Source organism: Oceaniglobus sp. K40-3, from assembly GCF_055808395.1.
Genome location: NZ_CM147868.1, coordinates 1,935,777 through 1,951,348 on the forward strand (window position 1 = coordinate 1,935,777; position 15,572 = coordinate 1,951,348).

Consider the following 15,572-nt stretch of genomic DNA (forward strand, 5'->3'; position numbering starts at 1 on the left):
GCGCCGGTTGGCTCACCGGATTGCGTCCGTTCTGTGCACAATACGGGCGTTCAGAAGTGATTGGCCAAACTTAGAACCTTGGAGCAAAAGACTGTTGACTTGATGACCTTTCGTCTGGTTAGTACATACTTAAGTTCGTATAAAAGACTTTAGATAATTCGCGCCGTAGCGCTCCTAGGCCATGAGAGGACGAAATCCATGTCAGAAACGGTGATCCAGGCTGGACCAGAGATCGGAATCAAAATCAATGCGGTTTCGAGCGACATTGCCCGCTATTCTCGCAAGGGCGATACGTTGATCGTTGAACTCAAGAACGGCGACCGCGTCTTGATTAATGATTTCTATACGCCAGCAGCAAATGACTCTCTCCACAGTCTGATTCTCGGTGACTCGACAGATAGTGGCATTCGCGGCGAAGTTGACGGTGAAGGTGGCCTTGGCCTGTCGATGGAGGATCAGCAAGCAGCAATGGCTGCCTTGGTGGGGGCAGGTGGCCTGGGTCTGGCTATGAGCGGTGGTGGCGGTGGCGGGACGGACAGTACCGACGGAACGGATGGAACAGACGGAACCGACAACACTGACGGGACGGATGGCACCGACGGAACCGACAATACCGACGGGACGGATGGCACCGACGGAACCGACAATACTGACGGCACGGATGGCACCGACAATACTGACGGGACGGATGGCACCGACGGAACCGACAATACTGACGGGACGGATGGCACCGACGGAACCGACAATACTGACGGGACGGATGGGACCGACGGGACGGATGGCACTGACGGGACCGACAATACCGACGGGACGGATGGCACAGACGGAACCGACAATACTGACGGGACGGATGGCACTGACGGAACCGACAATACCGACGGGACGGATGGCACCGACGGAACCGACGGGACGGATGGCACAGACGGAACCGACAATACTGACGGCACGGATGGCACAGACGGGACCGACAATACCGACGGGACGGATGGCACCGACGGAACCGACAATACTGACGGGACGGACGGCACGGATGGCACTGACGGGACCGACAATACCGACGGGACGGATGGCACCGACGGAACCGACAATACTGACGGGACGGATGGGACCGACGGGACGGATGGCACCGACGGCACGGATGGCACCGACGGAACCGACAATACTGACGGGACGGATGGCACTGACGGAACCGACAATACCGACGGGACGGATGGCACCGACGGAACCGACAATACTGACGGGACGGATGGGACCGACGGGACGGATGGCACTGACGGGACCGACAATACCGACGGGACGGATGGCACAGACGGAACCGACAATACTGACGGGACGGATGGGACCGACGGAACCGACAATACTGACGGGACGGATGGCACTGACGGAACCGACAATACCGACGGGACGGATGGCACCGACGGAACCGACAATACTGACGGGACGGATGGGACCGACGGGACGGATGGCACTGACGGGACCGACAATACCGACGGGACGGATGGCACAGACGGAACCGACAATACTGACGGGACGGATGGCACTGACGGAACCGACAATACCGACGGGACGGATGGCACAGACGGAACCGACAATACTGACGGGACGGATGGCACTGACGGAACCGACAATACCGACGGGACGGATGGCACCGACGGAACCGACAATACTGACGGGACGGATGGGACCGACGGGACGGATGGCACTGACGGGACCGACAATACCGACGGGACGGATGGCACAGACGGAACCGACAATACTGACGGGACGGATGGCACTGACGGAACCGACAATACCGACGGGACGGATGGCACAGACGGAACCGACAATACTGACGGGACGGATGGCACTGACGGAACCGACAATACCGACGGGACGGATGGCACTGACGGAACCGACGGGACGGATGGCACCGACGGAACCGACAATACCGACGGGACCGACAACACTGACGGCACTGATGGCACTGACGGAACGGATGTTGGCGACCAAGGTCTCCTCGATCCGATCCTTGCTGATGACGGTCTGCTCGGTGATATCACGGGCAACGACGGATTGCTTGGTGATGTTACGGGCTCCGACGGTCTGTTGGGTGATCTCATCGGTGATGGAAGTCCGGTTGGCGACCTTGGTGAGCATCTTTTGGGCCAACCCGTCCTTGGCGATGGTACGATCACGCCCGACGTTGGGCTAACCGATGGTCTGATTGCAGACGACGGGCTGCTTGGTGACATTACCGGCAACGACGGTGCGCTCGGGGATATTACTGGCTCCGATGGCTTGCTCGGCGATCTGGTCGGCAATGACGGTGCACTGTCCGACGTGACCGGCGCAGACGGACTGGTGGGTGATCTCACGGGGACCGGGACACTTGGGGAGAACCCCAGCGAACCTGGTGTCTCTGACGGTCTGTTGGACGGTGTTATTGCAGACGACGGGCTGCTTGGTGACATTACCGGCAACGACGGTGCGCTCGGGGATATTACTGGCTCCGATGGCTTGCTCGGCGATCTGGTCGGCAATGACGGTGCACTGTCCGACGTGACCGGCGCAGACGGACTGGTGGGTGATCTCACGGGGACCGGGACACTTGGGGAGAACCCCAGCGAACCTGGTGTCTCTGACGGTCTGTTGGACGGTGTTATTGCAGACGACGGGCTGCTTGGTGACATTACCGGCAACGACGGTGCGCTCGGGGATATTACTGGCTCCGATGGCTTGCTCGGCGATCTGGTCGGCAATGACGGTGCACTGTCCGACGTGACCGGCGCAGACGGACTGGTGGGTGATCTCACCGGGACCGGGACACTCGGAGAGAACCCCGGCGAAGCTGGTGCCTCTGACGGCCTGCTGGACGGTGTCCTTGGGGATGACGGCCTGGTTGGCGGTCTTCTTGGCGGCGGCGAAACGGACGGCGGCCTGCTGGGCGGTGTCCTTGGGGATGATGGCCTGGTTGGCGGTCTTCTCGGGGGCGGCGAAACGGACGGCGGCCTGCTGGACGGTGTCCTCGGGGATGACGGCCTGGTTGGCGGTCTTCTCGGGGGCGGCGAAACGGACGGCGGCCTGCTGGACGGTGTCCTCGGGGATGACGGCCTGGTTGGCGGTCTTCTCGGGGGCGGCGAAACGGACGGCGGCCTGCTGGACGGTGTCCTCGGGGATGATGGCCTGGTTGGCGGTCTTCTCGGGGGTGGCGAAACGGACGGCGGCCTGCTGGACGGTGTCCTCGGGGATGACGGCCTGGTTGGCGGTCTTCTTGGCGGCGGCGAAACGGATGGCGGCCTGCTGGGCGGTGTCCTTGGGGATGACGGCCTGGTTGGCGGTCTTCTCGGGGGCGGCGAAACGGACGGCGGCCTGCTGGACGGTGTCCTCGGGGATGACGGCCTGGTTGGCGGTCTTCTCGGGGGTGGCGAAACGGACGGCGGCCTGCTGGACGGTGTCCTCGGGGATGACGGCCTGGTTGGCGGTCTTCTTGGCGGCGGCGAAACGGATGGCGGCCTGCTGGGCGGTGTCCTTGGGGATGACGGCCTGGTTGGCGGTCTTCTCGGGGGCGGCGAAACGGACGGCGGCCTGCTGGACGGTGTCCTCGGGGATGATGGCCTGGTTGGCGGTCTTCTCGGGGGTGGCGAAACGGACGGCGGCCTGCTGGACGGTGTCCTCGGGGATGACGGCCTGGTTGGCGGTCTTCTCGGGGGCGGCGAAACGGACGGCGGCCTGCTGGACGGTGTCCTCGGGGATGACGGCCTGGTTGGCGGTCTTCTTGGCGGCGGCGAAACGGATGGCGGCCTGCTGGACGGTGTCCTCGGGGATGACGGCCTGGTTGGCGGTCTTCTCGGGGGCGGCGAAACGGACGGCGGCCTGCTGGACGGTGTCCTCGGGGATGATGGCCTGGTTGGCGGTCTTCTGGGAGGCCTCTTCAATTCCGATGAAAACGGAATGATCTAAATCTACTGCTCACGAAACAAGAAAATGTCTGATCCGCATGGTTTGCGGGTCAGACACCCCTCACCAGGATCCCTCTCTGTTTTGTCGCTGGCTTTATTCAGGCACGCATTTGATACAGATAGTTTGTAAGTCTGGGGCGCATTTTTGCGTTGTTCCTGTCGCTTCGAACGGACCGGACCAACGGCACCAGCATATTCACGATCCCGAGTGTCGGTGACATATCTGAGCTGGGGGGAGTGGATCGATAAACAGGGTCCAACCACAGTGAGGAACAAGCTAGGCGGTCGAGCAGTGCTCTCAAGCTTTCCGCACAACGAATTTAAATGCCGAACCGTGGAGGGAAACATGAGAATTCTGGCTGTCGACGATGACAAGTTTGTACGGGATCTGCTTCCGACACTCTTTCGGAACACCGACTATCATCCCATCCAGATTGCCGATTCCGGGGCATCGGCATTAACGATCTTGAACGACACAAAAGCAGTGTTCGATTGCTTCATCCTCGATATTGAAATGCCAGGTATGGACGGCATTGAGCTTTGTGGACGCATCAGGCAGTTGCCCCGTTATCGTAACACACCAATCATCATGCTCACCGCCCGCGCAGACGGAACGTCAATCGAACGCGCCTTTGCCGCAGGTGCGAATGACTATATTATCAAGCGCTTTGACATGAGAGCCTTTACCAGCCGGGTGCATGTTGCCGAGCGGTATCTATCCCGGGCCGAGGCGAATCTGACGCTGGTGCCAAATACATTCGACCCTGCCGATCCGGCCGGGCGACACCCTTTTGATTTGTCGCAGAGTTTTCAGATTGATGGTGTTGATCGATTGATCCTTCCCTTTTCGCTTGGCAACTATCTGACGCAGCTTCCCAGGAGCGAAATTGATATTTGCCGGGTCTTTGCTCTGCGGATCGAACCGATCGATAAAATCTATTGCCGCTGCAACAGCCGGGTATTTATCGATGCACTGGTCGATGTTGTCCGTGCGGTGGCGCAGGTTATAGCCTCGGCGCGCTTTTTGACCGCCTATATCGGCAATGGCACTTTCATGTGTATCACGCGCGGGGTGGATGTACCGGTTGGCGGCAAGCTTCAGTATGATATACAGGACGCGCTTGCAGGTTCGGTTTCACAAACCGAGTATTGTGCGCTGATGCCGACGGAAGTTCTGGTTGGAAATCCAATTGTACCCCACGGAATTCACAGCCAACGCGTGAAAAAATCCTTTGCGAGAGCGCAAGAGCGGGTCAGCTTACGCGCGACTGTCGGGGTGCGCATGGCTTGATGGTCTTGGCACGTATTTGTGCCGCCCCACATGCTCGTTCAGGCCACCTTACTTTCGAAAGCGACAGAGATTTTCGCACGTGCCGGATCAAGGCCTCCACGACGCTGTCGCTATCTTTGCCTTTCACCTTGAACAGCCTGACAAAGCGCGAGCTGCGTTCGACCAGGGTTGCGATGTGGGTGTTCTTTGTGTCGCTCAGAAGATCGCGTTCCCAGTGCCCGGGGATGGGGCGATTTTCAATTTCCGCCGGTTTGTCTCGGATCGACACGGCATCGACGATTCTGTCCGCGCGCCTGCCCGGCTGTTGTTGATGTTCGCCCCCGGCGCATAATCCTGCGGCTGCGCAGCTGGGCCAGCAGCTCTTTCTTGAGGACACCGCGCGCCGGTCACGACGAGGGTGGCCGGGCCTGGGGCCGCATGCCGCATCGTCTCACTGATTGAGACCGCAAAGATCAACGGCGTGGAGCCCTTCGCGTACCTGAAATCCACGCTCGAAGCCATCGTGGCGGGCCATCCGAAAAGCCGCATCGACGACTTGCTTCCATGGAACTTCCGGCCATCAAGCTGAAACCCCGTGCTGCCCACGCACCGCTTACAGCTGAGTGATCCCGGTCTGCGAGAACGCGCCGCGGGCGCGAAACCACCCTTTTGCGGCGACAACACCAAACACAGAAGCCGCAGTTTGCTCAATGTGGACCTGTCTTGGAGCCGTCAATCGTTCCTCAAATGACTGGACTTCCGGCTGGTCTGGAGCGGTAGTGGATTTGGTCGATGTCAGGTTTGGCCGCTTTTGCGCCCGGGGGGCTGGGCTTGAGGCGGTCGCAGAGCAGGGTACTTCTGCGCCATACTTCAGGAGAATGGGATGATGCCAAATACGACAACGATGACGGGGCCAAGCGATGAACCCACAGCGACTACCTTCAAGGGGCGTTTGATGACGGAGGACCAGCTGATCTGGATGTTGAGTGGGAAGACCGGTGCCGATGCGGGTAGGATCAGCAAGACGCTGGGCTGGCAGGTTTATATGAAGCGGGCCGTGTTGAGCGGTTTGCGCAAGACGGACTGTGAGCTGGCGGTCGAAACGTCGGGGCGGGCCAAGCCCGAACGCTATCGTATCGCAGCGTCGCCGACTTCTGGGCAGGTGACGGAGCCGGTGGAGACCGACAATGCCGGGTAAGGCCGATCCGGTGAGAAACGCGGTCCGGCAGCGATGGAAGGAAATTTTCGGGTCGCCTGCTCCGCAGTACCTATCGGTAGCGTTTATGTGTAAAGCCGTGGCTTACCAGAGCCAATGTAGGGCTACCGATGGTCTTCCCGCGGCGACACAGAGGGTGCTGCGCCAGATTGCCGACGGAATACCGGTCCGCGAGGCGGGAGGCAGCCATATCCGAGCCGGTGCCCACCTTGTGCGGAATTGGAATGGCCGGACGTATCAGGTCGAGGTGGTTGAGGGTGGCTACAGGATGGATGGCAGGAACTGGCCGTCGCTATCTGCGATCGCCAAACACATCACCGGCACGACCTGGTCGGGGCCGCGGTTCTTTGGCCTTAAGCGGAGGACAGGGGCGGGGCAGCGTGGAGTAGTTTCATGAAGAAGATCCGTTGCGCCATCTATACCCGAAAGAGCTCCGAGGATGGGTTGGAGCAGGCGTTCAACTCGCTCCACGCCCAGCGGGAGGCCTGCGCTGCCTATGTCGCCAGCCAGAAGCATGAGGGATGGATTCTGTCGCCAGCGACCTATGACGATGGTGGGCTATCGGGCGGATCGTTGGAGCGCCCCGCCCTCAAGCGGCTACTCGATGATATGCGGGCCGGGCAGGTCGATCAGATCGTGGTGTACAAGATCGACCGGTTGACCCGATCCTTGGCCGACTTCGCGAAAATCGTGGATACACTGGACGCGGCGAACGCCTCGTTCGTGTCGGTGACCCAGTCGTTCAACACGGCCACCAGCATGGGGCGGTTGACGCTGAACATGCTGCTGTCTTTTGCCCAGTTTGAACGCGAAGTGACGGCGGAGCGCATCCGCGACAAGATTGCGGCGTCAAAGCGCAAGGGAATGTGGATGGGCGGACAGGTGCCACTGGGCTACGACGCGAACGGTCGGACCCTTGCCATCAACGGTGTAGAGGCCGAAACTATCCGAACGCTTTACGCACTCTACGAGCGGTTCGGCACGATCCGGCAAGTGAAAACGGCGGCGGAGACCTTGGGACTGTGCAGCCGGGTTCGCCTCGCGGCCGGTGGTGAAAGGCGCGGTGGCGGGCCGTTGGACCGAGGCCATATCTACCACATCCTGAGCAATCCGATCTATGCGGGGCGCATCCGGCACCGCGACAAGGTCTTTGACGGGCAGCACCCGGCGATCATCGAATCCGACCGATGGGACGTCTTGCAGGATCGGTTGCAGCAGGATGCGGCAAAGAGCCGGACGAAGGCGACAGCGCGGCAAGCCTCGCCGCTCTGCGGGAAGATCTTCGACGACACCGGGGATCGGCTGACGCCGTCCCATACCAAGACTGCAAAGGGCTCGCGATTGCGCTACTACATCTCGCACCGGTTGGTGGCACAGAGCGGTGAGGCAGGTCTGGATGGATGGCGGCTGCCGGCAGTGCAGATCGAAGCCTGCGTAAGCCGTCTGACGAAAGGTCTTCTGTCGGAACCTTCGCTGGCTGCGCGACTGATCGCGGGCGCGGATGCGGGCGAGATCGGACGACTGCGCGGGGCTTTGATCCTGATGGCATCAAGGGCCGACGATCATGCGCTGATGGCTCTCGTGGCCCGGATCGACATCGTGCCGGGTGAGATCGGTCTAGCGCTCGACCCCGCGCGTCTTGGCACGGCGCTGGAGATTGATTCCAACCGGATCGACGCAGCAGGTCTGCAACTTAAAGCTTGCTTCCAGTTGCGCAAGCGCGGGGTCGAGACGAAGCTTGTCCTGGCTGATACCCTCATGGGGCGCGACGAGGTCCTGATCCGCAACATTGCTCTGGCGCACAGCTGGTTTGAGCAGATCAAGGCTGGAAAGACATTCAGTGAAATCGCCGCTGTCGGCCCTCTCTCGAAACGACGGATCCAGCAGATGATCGACCTTGCATTCCTTGCCCCGGATATCCTGCGCGCTGTACTGGATGGTACTCAGCCGGTCGGGTTCACATCAGATTGGTGCCTGCGCCACAAATTGCCATCCGATTGGCAAGACCAGCGCCGGTTGATCGCGACCCTTTGATCGGCCCTCTCCACACCTCGTATCTCGAAAACGCCAAGCGCAGACTCCACCCCGTTCGCCGCCCAACCTAAGGGCTTGTCACGGTCTGCGTCGATACACCATTGCCACAAGCCGCGGATATTGCGCCACTAAACGCAGCACACCTAGAACGGTCTCAGTCATGATGAGTGACTGGCTGGGGTGGTAGGATTCGAACCTACGATACACGGTACCAAAAACCGATGCCTTACCGCTTGGCTACACCCCAACAGTGCGCGGTTTCTACTGGTGGGCGGCGGGCGGTGCAAGGGCAAAAAACCGGTTTTTTGCGGGTTTTCTCGCGGGTTATTCTATTGGGGCGTTCTGGCGCAACAGATCGGGGTTGGTGTCGTCGTTGCGTTCTTCGGCGATCATATGCTCCAGCGCCTCGTCGTCCTGGGCGTTGACGCCGACCACATCGAGCGGCGGTTCGGGCGGCGGGGTGCTTTCGGCGCCGGGGGCGTCGATCCTTGGGCCTTTTCCTGGGGGGCGGGGGCCTCCATGCGGATGCGGTAGGTGGTGTCGGGAATCTGAAATCCTGCGGCCTCGATGGCCTGTTTGACCAGGCGCAGGGTTTCTCCGCGTGCCCGCAAAAGCGAAGTGGAGCGTTGGTCGATCCAGCCGGTAACGGTGAAAATCACGCCGCTGTCGGTCAGATCCTCGATCCAGACCGAGGTGCCCGGCGTGGAGAGCGTGAAGGGCATGGCGGTGACGGTCTCTTCGATCAGGCTGCGCACGGCGGCCAGATCACTGTCGGATTCGACACCGATACTGAACTGAAAACGCCGTTCCTGGTTGCGGGTAAAGTTGACGATCCGGCTTTTGAACACGGTGGAATTGGGGATGCGGATATGGTTGCCATCAAAGCTGAGCAAAATCGTGGCGCGGCTGGTAAGGCGAATCACCTTGCCCTGATCGCCGTTGATTTCGACCGCGTCGTTGGGTTGAAACGGCTGCCGGATCGACAGCATGATCGAGGCGATAAAGTTTTCCACCGTGTCGCGGACCGCAAAACCGATGGCCAGGCCGATGATCCCCGCGGCGCCCAGAATGGTGCCCAGCAGGGCGGTGGCGTTCAGGATGTCGAGCGCGGTGACGATTCCGACAATAATGAACACCAGCAGAATGATCTGACGATAGATGTCGGCGATGAATTCGTTGGGCGCGAGCCGTTCCCATGGCTGGCGCAGTCGGGCGATGCGCAAACCAATGAACCAGACCAGCGCCGCAGCGGAAACCGCGACGGCGATCAGCGGCAGAAAGGCAACGCCCTGCCGGACCCGCGCCTGCATGCGTTCGATCGCGGGATGGAGCCGTTTTGACAGGTCGGTTGTTTCGCTCACCTCGTTTTGCACGGCGATGACACCGTCAATGCCCGTGACCAGCGTTTCGAGGCGGGTCAGCGCGGTGTCATCCAACACCTCGCCCGACAGGGTGACGATGCCTGACCGCACGGCGACGGTGACACTGTCATATCCGTCCAGTTCGATCAGAATGTCGCGAATCTGGTCGGCGATCCGGGCATCGGTGGCGATGGCCGCTTCGACACTCGCCAGATCGCGGCTCATCTCGTTGTCGGTCTGGATTGTTTCCTGCGCGCAGACGGGCAGGGGGGCGGCAATGGTACAGGCCAGCAGGAATGCGGCCAGCAGGGCGAAAAGGGGCTTCATCGACAATATCCGTGGCAAAATTTCCGCCACGTTAATCGGTGCGGCGGATCAGGAAAAGCCCGATCCGCCCCCCACGTCGTCAGGCCGAGACCTGTTCACGCAGGATCGACGCCGTCAGCGACACCAGAAGATAGATCCCCGAGAAGATCAGGAACGCCAGAAGCGTGTCTTCAAAGGCCCGCGGATAGGTCGGTTCATCCGGCGGAACAGGCGAAACCCCCATGGAGAGATAGCGGGTCTGGCGGTTTGCCTCGATGCGCGCGGCCTCAAGCTGTTGCAGGGCCTGTTGCATCAGCATCGTCCGGGTCTGAAGATCGACCTCGGCCATATGCAACTTGCTGGAGATCTGGGCGAGCGAACTGGCGCTGCCGTCGCCTTCGGTCAACTGGCTGCGCAGGGTATCAATCAGTGTTTCCAGTCGCGAAATATCGCCACGCACCCCGTCAACCCGCGCCTCATTCGGTCGCCTGTTATCAAGAAGCTGTTGTAATTGAAGACGCTTTTCCTGAAGCTGCACCTCAAACGTTGTGATCTGGCTCATCAATCCGCCGGTTTCTGCGGTGGGGTCAAGAACGCCCAGTTCCTGTTGCAAATCCAGCACCCTTTTCTGGGCCGCCATCATTTTGGCCTCGGCATCGGCATAGCTGCCCTCGGCGCCCTCCATCTGGTCGGATCGCAGGCGCCGGGTCAGGTTATCGACCTGTTCTTCGGCGTATTTGATCAGGCGCTTGGACCATTCGGCGCTGGCCTCGGGGTTGGCGGCGACAACCTCCATCTTGATGATGCCTTCCGACGGATCATAGCCGATTTCGACGTTCTTTTTGAACACCTTATAGGCCTGTTCGTTGCTTGGGTTTTCCGGCAGCCGCTGAAGCGGATCAATCGACGGATCCGAAAAATGTTTCTTGAATCCTTCGTCGGCATCAAGCCGCAGCATGGCATCGCGGGATTGGAGATAGCTTTGAACGGCGATCGAATCCTGACTGGTGGCAAAGCTGGTGCCGGAAAACAGCCCGCCAAGCGCACTGGCCGATCCGACATCGGCTTGCTGGATCACGAATTCCGACTTGGTGGCATACATCGGCGTGGCCATGGCATAGAAATAATACCCCGCAATCAGCGTGGGCAGACCCACCAGAACCAGCAGTCGCGCCAACAAGAGCGCTGATTTGCGGCGGCGGCGGCGGGCGATGTCACGCTGGATGCCTTGAATCTCGCGATTTCGCGCATCGCGCGGATCGGGGCGGGGCGGGGTGCCCACCTGGGTCGAGGGAACCTGATCGGGCTTGCGCGTCTGGGGCAATTGCACCCGTGCGTCACCCGGCAGGCCCGCCCCTTGTTCCGGCACCACAAGTTCGAGCATATTGGCCCGCTCGAACGGGTCGATCCCGCGGGCGCGCAACAGGCGCACGGCGTCGAAATCCGATGTGGGGGCCAGCCCGTGTTTCTGGGCCAGACGCCGGGCCATGCGCAACTGCCGCCCGGTCAGCCCCTCGCGGCGCAGCGCCGTCATGTCATCTTCGGCGGCCACATCCTGTGGCGAGGAAACCGCCGCATTCTCCGCCGGGGTCGGCTGTTGGGTTTTGGCCGGTTCGGGCGCGCTGCGTGGTGGTTCGGGCATAGGATGCACGTTGGGCGCGGCGTCGGGGGCCGTTTCGCCGGTTGGTTCGTCGGTCGCGGGCGCTGTTGCCAAGGGGCTGGAGCGGCGAATGCGGAACTTTCTAACTTTCGGTTTCGTAGTCATAAAGCTGCTTGGCCTCTTCCAGTGTATCAAACATGTTCAGCTGTCCGTCCATCAGAACGGCCGCTGAGCGACAGAATTTTTCAAGGGTTTTCGCCTGATGCGACACCACCACGATGGTGGAATTTTCAAGCCAGCTCGCGCAGAATGGAGCCGGCCCTTTTGTTGAATTCCACATCCGTGGTCGACGGCATGCCTTCATCGATCAGGTAAATATCGAACTCCAGCGCCAAAAGCAGCGCAAAGGACAGGCGCGAGCGCATGCCCGCCGAATAGGTGCCCACCGGCATGTCGAAATATTCACCCAACCCGCACAGCCAGCGGCAGAACGCCTCAAGATAATCGGGGTCAATGCCATAGAGTTTGGCGATGAAGCGCGCGTTTTCGGTGCCCGACAGCCGGCCAATCACGCCGCCCATGAACCCCAGCGGAAAGGAAATCCGGCAGGTGCGGGAAATCGTGCCCTCATCAGGTTTTTCCAACCCGGCCATCATGTTGATCAGGGTGGTTTTCCCGGTGCCGTTGGGCGCCAGAATCCCGAGAGAATTGCCGAGCTCAACGCGAAACGACGCGCGGTGCAGAATCACCTTGTGGTGTGATCCTGTCCAATAGGACTTGGAAACATTTTCAAACTCGATCATTTGCGCCCCGGCGCCTGTCTGGATGACCCACAGCTAACATATAGTGGTTAACACCCTGCATATGCGTTCAATTGGGCCATATTATGTCAGAGCGCCCCGCGATCACAGGTGTTTGCGTGTCGCGGACCCGCAGAATCCGGTCAATTGTTTCCAGATGTGCCGGATTCAGGGGTGAGGGGCGCGGCTTAGCCTGATTGTTTCTCAACCCGGGTCAATTTTCCCGCGATGAAAGAGATCAGCGCCGCCGCAAAGCTGAACAGCGCGCCCATCTTGGCCGCGTCCTGAATCGGCCCTCCGGGAAAGGCGACCGAGGCGACAAACAGCGAAACGGTAAACCCGATGGCGGCCACACAGCCCACCACGAACAGATCAACCGTGCGCATCCCCGCCGGCAGGCCCAGCCCCAAGGGCCGCGCCGCGCCCCAGCCAAACAGGAAGATGCCAACAGGTTTTCCGATCAAAAGCCCGGCCAGCACCAGCCACGTCGGTGTGCTGATTGTGTTGAATTCAACCCCCGCGTTCAACAGCCCGAAAAAGAACAGGATCACCTCAACCGGGTGTTTCAGCAGATGTTCGGTGTGGTTCAGAAGGTCGGTCAGATATTGTTCGGCCTCGGAAAAGATGCCAAAGGCCCGGTCCGCATGGGGCAGGGTGGGCACGATCGGCAGCAGCCCAAGCGCCGGATGCAGCCCGCTTTGCTGAAACGCCCACCAACTGATGCACCCCGCCGCCAGATAGGGCCAGAACGACAGCTTTTCCCGCACCCATGTCGAATGGGGGCGCAACTGGTCACGGGCATCCATCTTGCGCGGCAACCAGTTGAACAGCACGAACACGGCAACCGCCGCCGCCAGCGACACCAGCAGCATGGCAGGCGCCAGTTCGGCCGAGGGATAGAAGACTGCCAGAATGATCAGCCCCGCCGCATCATCGGCAATCGCCAGCAACAGCAGGAACCGCACCGCCGGATGGCCCGCGCCGAACACGATCCGCCCCACGAGATAGGAAAACGCAATATCGGTGGCCGTGGGAATCGCCCAGCCCCGGGCAACCGCGTCATAGGTTTCAGAGCCAAAGACGAAATGCGCCATCCCGAGGTACACCACGATCGGCCCAAGCATCCCGCCAAGGGTGGCGATCAGGGGTGTTGCCGCCTTTTGCCGCGCAGGGCGCCGTTTTCAAGAATCACCGCCTCCCAGACCTCTTTGGCGGCGACGGCAAAGAAGAACGCCATCAGGATGTCATTGATCAGAAAATGAAAGGTCAGAACCCGGTTCACATCCCCGATGGCATCCAAGCCGTAATCCGCGCCGTGGCTGTCCATCCATTTGCCGGAATGGATGCCGATCAGATCGTTGAACCACAGGGGGTAATCCACCATGTGATGATAGGACTGAGGATCGACGTTGGCCCATATCAGGGCGATCAGCGCACCGACGATCAGCAAAAGAGAATAATTGGTGACGAAGTTCCAGACACGATACATATTTCCCCCAACCCCCGGCAGATTGGTCCAAGGCCTAAATCATCCCTGTGACAGGGGCAATCGCCCTTGATGTCGCGACAGGAACCTGCGGCCAATCCGGTTGGAACGGCCGCAGGGCGGGATCAGGCCAGGGCGCCCCAGCTCAGACCGGCCAGAACCGCGCCCGTCATGGCGATGCCGATATAGGCGAAAAAGACCCGGGGTTTCACCAGCGCCCAGACAGCAATGGCGGCGGGAATGCAACTGACACCCCCGGCCAGCACGAACGACATCGCCGCCCCCGGCGCCATGCCCTGATCCAGCAGGGCATCGACCAGCGGCACGGCGGCATAGCCGTTCAGATAGGCCGGTGCGCCCACCAATGCGCCCAGAAAGATCGGGCCGATTCCCTGCCCCCCAGCACCGAACCGATCCAGTCGGCAGGCACATAGCGCAGCATCAGCGCCTCGAACAGATAGGCCAGCAACAGCCATTTGGTGAGAAACAGCGCGTTGTCGATGGCCGTATCACGGAAGGTTTCACGCCGCTCGGCGCTGTGCCAGAACGCCCAGACGGGTTTGCCGGAAAACGGCTTTGCGCTGCCACAGCACCCTTTGCGGGTTGGTTGTGGCTTCAGCGGATCGGCAAAAACCGGGCTGTTGGCAAAGATCATCACAACTGCCCCGCCCAGCAGGCCCAATGATACCGCCGCAACCGCCTTGGCCACCGCGAAATCAAACCCAAGGGCGGCGCCGGTGATCGCGAACATCGCCGGGTCCATCAACGGTGAGGCCAGCCAGAAAGCCATGACGGCGCTTAGCGGTGCGCCCACGGCCAGAAGGGCGGCAATAAAGGGAATCACCTCGCAACTGCAAAACGGCGCCAACCCGCCCAGCAGGGCGGCCAGCACGATCATGCGCACCTGTCGCCCCTCAAATGCCTTGGCCAACAGGTTTTCCGCCCCGCTTGCCTTGAGATAGGCCACGGCGCAGACGGCAAAGATGATAAAGGGGGCCGTGTGGCCCATGGCGTTCAGGGCAAAGGATATGGTCGGCCACAGTTCAGCGATGTCGACAATGGCAAGGACGACCAGCAAGAAAATGCTTGCAGTCCAGGCGTTGAAGATCGACGGCATACCGGCGGGCGCGTGGGTGTGGCAGTGGTCAGACATGGCGGTGTTCTCCGATTGCGTCGCGATCAGTACAGCATTCGCGTACGCGATCAGCGCAACATTCGCGTAAAAGGTAATCGGTCAGGGCCTGCACCCGGCCATATTCGACCGCCGCGCAGATGATGGAGCGGCCCTTGCGCACCTGTTGCACCAGCCCCGCCTGGGTAAGAATGCGCATGTGATGGGTCAGGGTCGATCCGGTGACGCCGCATTTTTCCCCCAGCGCCCCGATGCTCAGCCCATCTGGCCCGGCGCGCACCAGGGCGCCCAGCACTGCCAGCCGTTGTTCCGATCCGAGGGCGGCAAAGGTCGAGGCCACCTGTTCGATTGCGAGTGAGTCGGTCATATGTGTTTTCATATTTCTATGGATATAGAAATATAGAATTGATGCAACCCCTCATGGACCTG

General features: G+C 60.7%; 8 protein-coding genes, 1 tRNA gene and 5 pseudogenes. 6 read left to right on the top strand and 8 right to left on the bottom strand.

The genetic code is table 11. The annotated features are described in order from the left end of the window. The first annotated feature begins 198 nt into the window (after nucleotides 1-198). Both AC0L7P_RS09985 and AC0L7P_RS09990 read left to right on the top strand, forming a co-directional pair. Nucleotides 199-3,939 (top strand): BapA prefix-like domain-containing protein, encoded by a 3,741-nt coding sequence (locus tag AC0L7P_RS09985; RefSeq protein ID WP_473432682.1) that lies wholly within the window; start codon nucleotides 199-201, stop codon nucleotides 3,937-3,939. Between the two features lie 345 nt (nucleotides 3,940-4,284). After that, on the top strand, nucleotides 4,285-5,229 hold the full coding sequence (locus tag AC0L7P_RS09990; protein WP_473432683.1) for a response regulator: 945 nt from the start codon (nucleotides 4,285-4,287) through the stop codon (nucleotides 5,227-5,229). A 76-nt stretch (nucleotides 5,230-5,305) separates the two neighbouring features. Here AC0L7P_RS09990 and AC0L7P_RS09995 read toward each other — a convergent pair. Continuing rightward, nucleotides 5,306-5,612, bottom strand: a pseudogene (locus tag AC0L7P_RS09995) (IS30 family transposase); the annotation flags it as partial. Here AC0L7P_RS09995 and AC0L7P_RS10000 point away from each other — a divergent pair. The 4 genes and pseudogenes from AC0L7P_RS10000 to AC0L7P_RS10015 form a co-directional block, all read left to right on the top strand. Continuing rightward, a pseudogene (locus AC0L7P_RS10000) lies at nucleotides 5,611-5,797 on the top strand (transposase domain-containing protein); the annotation flags it as partial. The pseudogenes AC0L7P_RS09995 and AC0L7P_RS10000 overlap by 2 nt on opposite strands. 366 nt (nucleotides 5,798-6,163) lie before the next feature. Next, a complete protein-coding gene (locus AC0L7P_RS10005; protein WP_473432684.1) occupies nucleotides 6,164-6,406 on the top strand; it encodes a DUF3489 domain-containing protein in 243 nt (80 codons plus the stop codon). Beyond that, nucleotides 6,396-6,821 (top strand): DUF2924 domain-containing protein, encoded by a 426-nt coding sequence (locus AC0L7P_RS10010; RefSeq protein ID WP_473432685.1) that lies wholly within the window; start codon nucleotides 6,396-6,398, stop codon nucleotides 6,819-6,821. The genes AC0L7P_RS10005 and AC0L7P_RS10010 overlap by 11 nt, the downstream gene beginning before the upstream one ends. Then, nucleotides 6,818-8,458: a recombinase family protein gene (locus AC0L7P_RS10015; RefSeq protein ID WP_473432686.1), complete on the top strand. Its 1,641-nt coding sequence runs from the start codon at nucleotides 6,818-6,820 to the stop codon at nucleotides 8,456-8,458. Before AC0L7P_RS10010 ends, AC0L7P_RS10015 begins: the two co-directional genes overlap by 4 nt. Before the next feature lie 172 nt (nucleotides 8,459-8,630). Here AC0L7P_RS10015 and AC0L7P_RS10020 read toward each other — a convergent pair. The 7 genes and pseudogenes from AC0L7P_RS10020 to AC0L7P_RS10050 all read right to left on the bottom strand — a co-directional run bounded on the left by AC0L7P_RS10020 (nucleotide 8,631) and on the right by AC0L7P_RS10050 (nucleotide 15,510). Next, nucleotides 8,631-8,705: transfer RNA gene (locus AC0L7P_RS10020), tRNA-Gln, on the bottom strand. A 142-nt stretch (nucleotides 8,706-8,847) separates the two neighbouring features. Then, nucleotides 8,848-10,146: a mechanosensitive ion channel domain-containing protein gene (locus tag AC0L7P_RS10025; protein WP_473432687.1), complete on the bottom strand. Its 1,299-nt coding sequence runs from the start codon at nucleotides 10,144-10,146 to the stop codon at nucleotides 8,848-8,850. A 79-nt stretch (nucleotides 10,147-10,225) separates the two neighbouring features. Further along, the gene (locus AC0L7P_RS10030; RefSeq protein WP_473432688.1) at nucleotides 10,226-11,890 is read right to left on the bottom strand and encodes a KpsE/RkpR family capsule polysaccharide export protein; all 1,665 of its coding nucleotides are present in this window, start codon (nucleotides 11,888-11,890) and stop codon (nucleotides 10,226-10,228) included. Beyond that, nucleotides 11,868-12,528, bottom strand: a pseudogene (locus AC0L7P_RS10035) (ABC transporter ATP-binding protein). The gene AC0L7P_RS10030 and the pseudogene AC0L7P_RS10035 overlap by 23 nt, the downstream one beginning before the upstream one ends. Before the next feature lie 185 nt (nucleotides 12,529-12,713). Beyond that, nucleotides 12,714-14,014 (bottom strand): annotated as a pseudogene (locus AC0L7P_RS10040) (Na+/H+ antiporter NhaA). 122 nt (nucleotides 14,015-14,136) lie between these two features. Continuing rightward, a pseudogene (locus tag AC0L7P_RS10045) lies at nucleotides 14,137-15,164 on the bottom strand (permease). Further along, the gene (locus tag AC0L7P_RS10050; RefSeq protein ID WP_473432689.1) at nucleotides 15,157-15,510 is read right to left on the bottom strand and encodes an ArsR/SmtB family transcription factor; all 354 of its coding nucleotides are present in this window, start codon (nucleotides 15,508-15,510) and stop codon (nucleotides 15,157-15,159) included. The pseudogene AC0L7P_RS10045 and the gene AC0L7P_RS10050 overlap by 8 nt, the downstream one beginning before the upstream one ends. Between the last annotated feature and the right edge of the window lie 62 nt (nucleotides 15,511-15,572).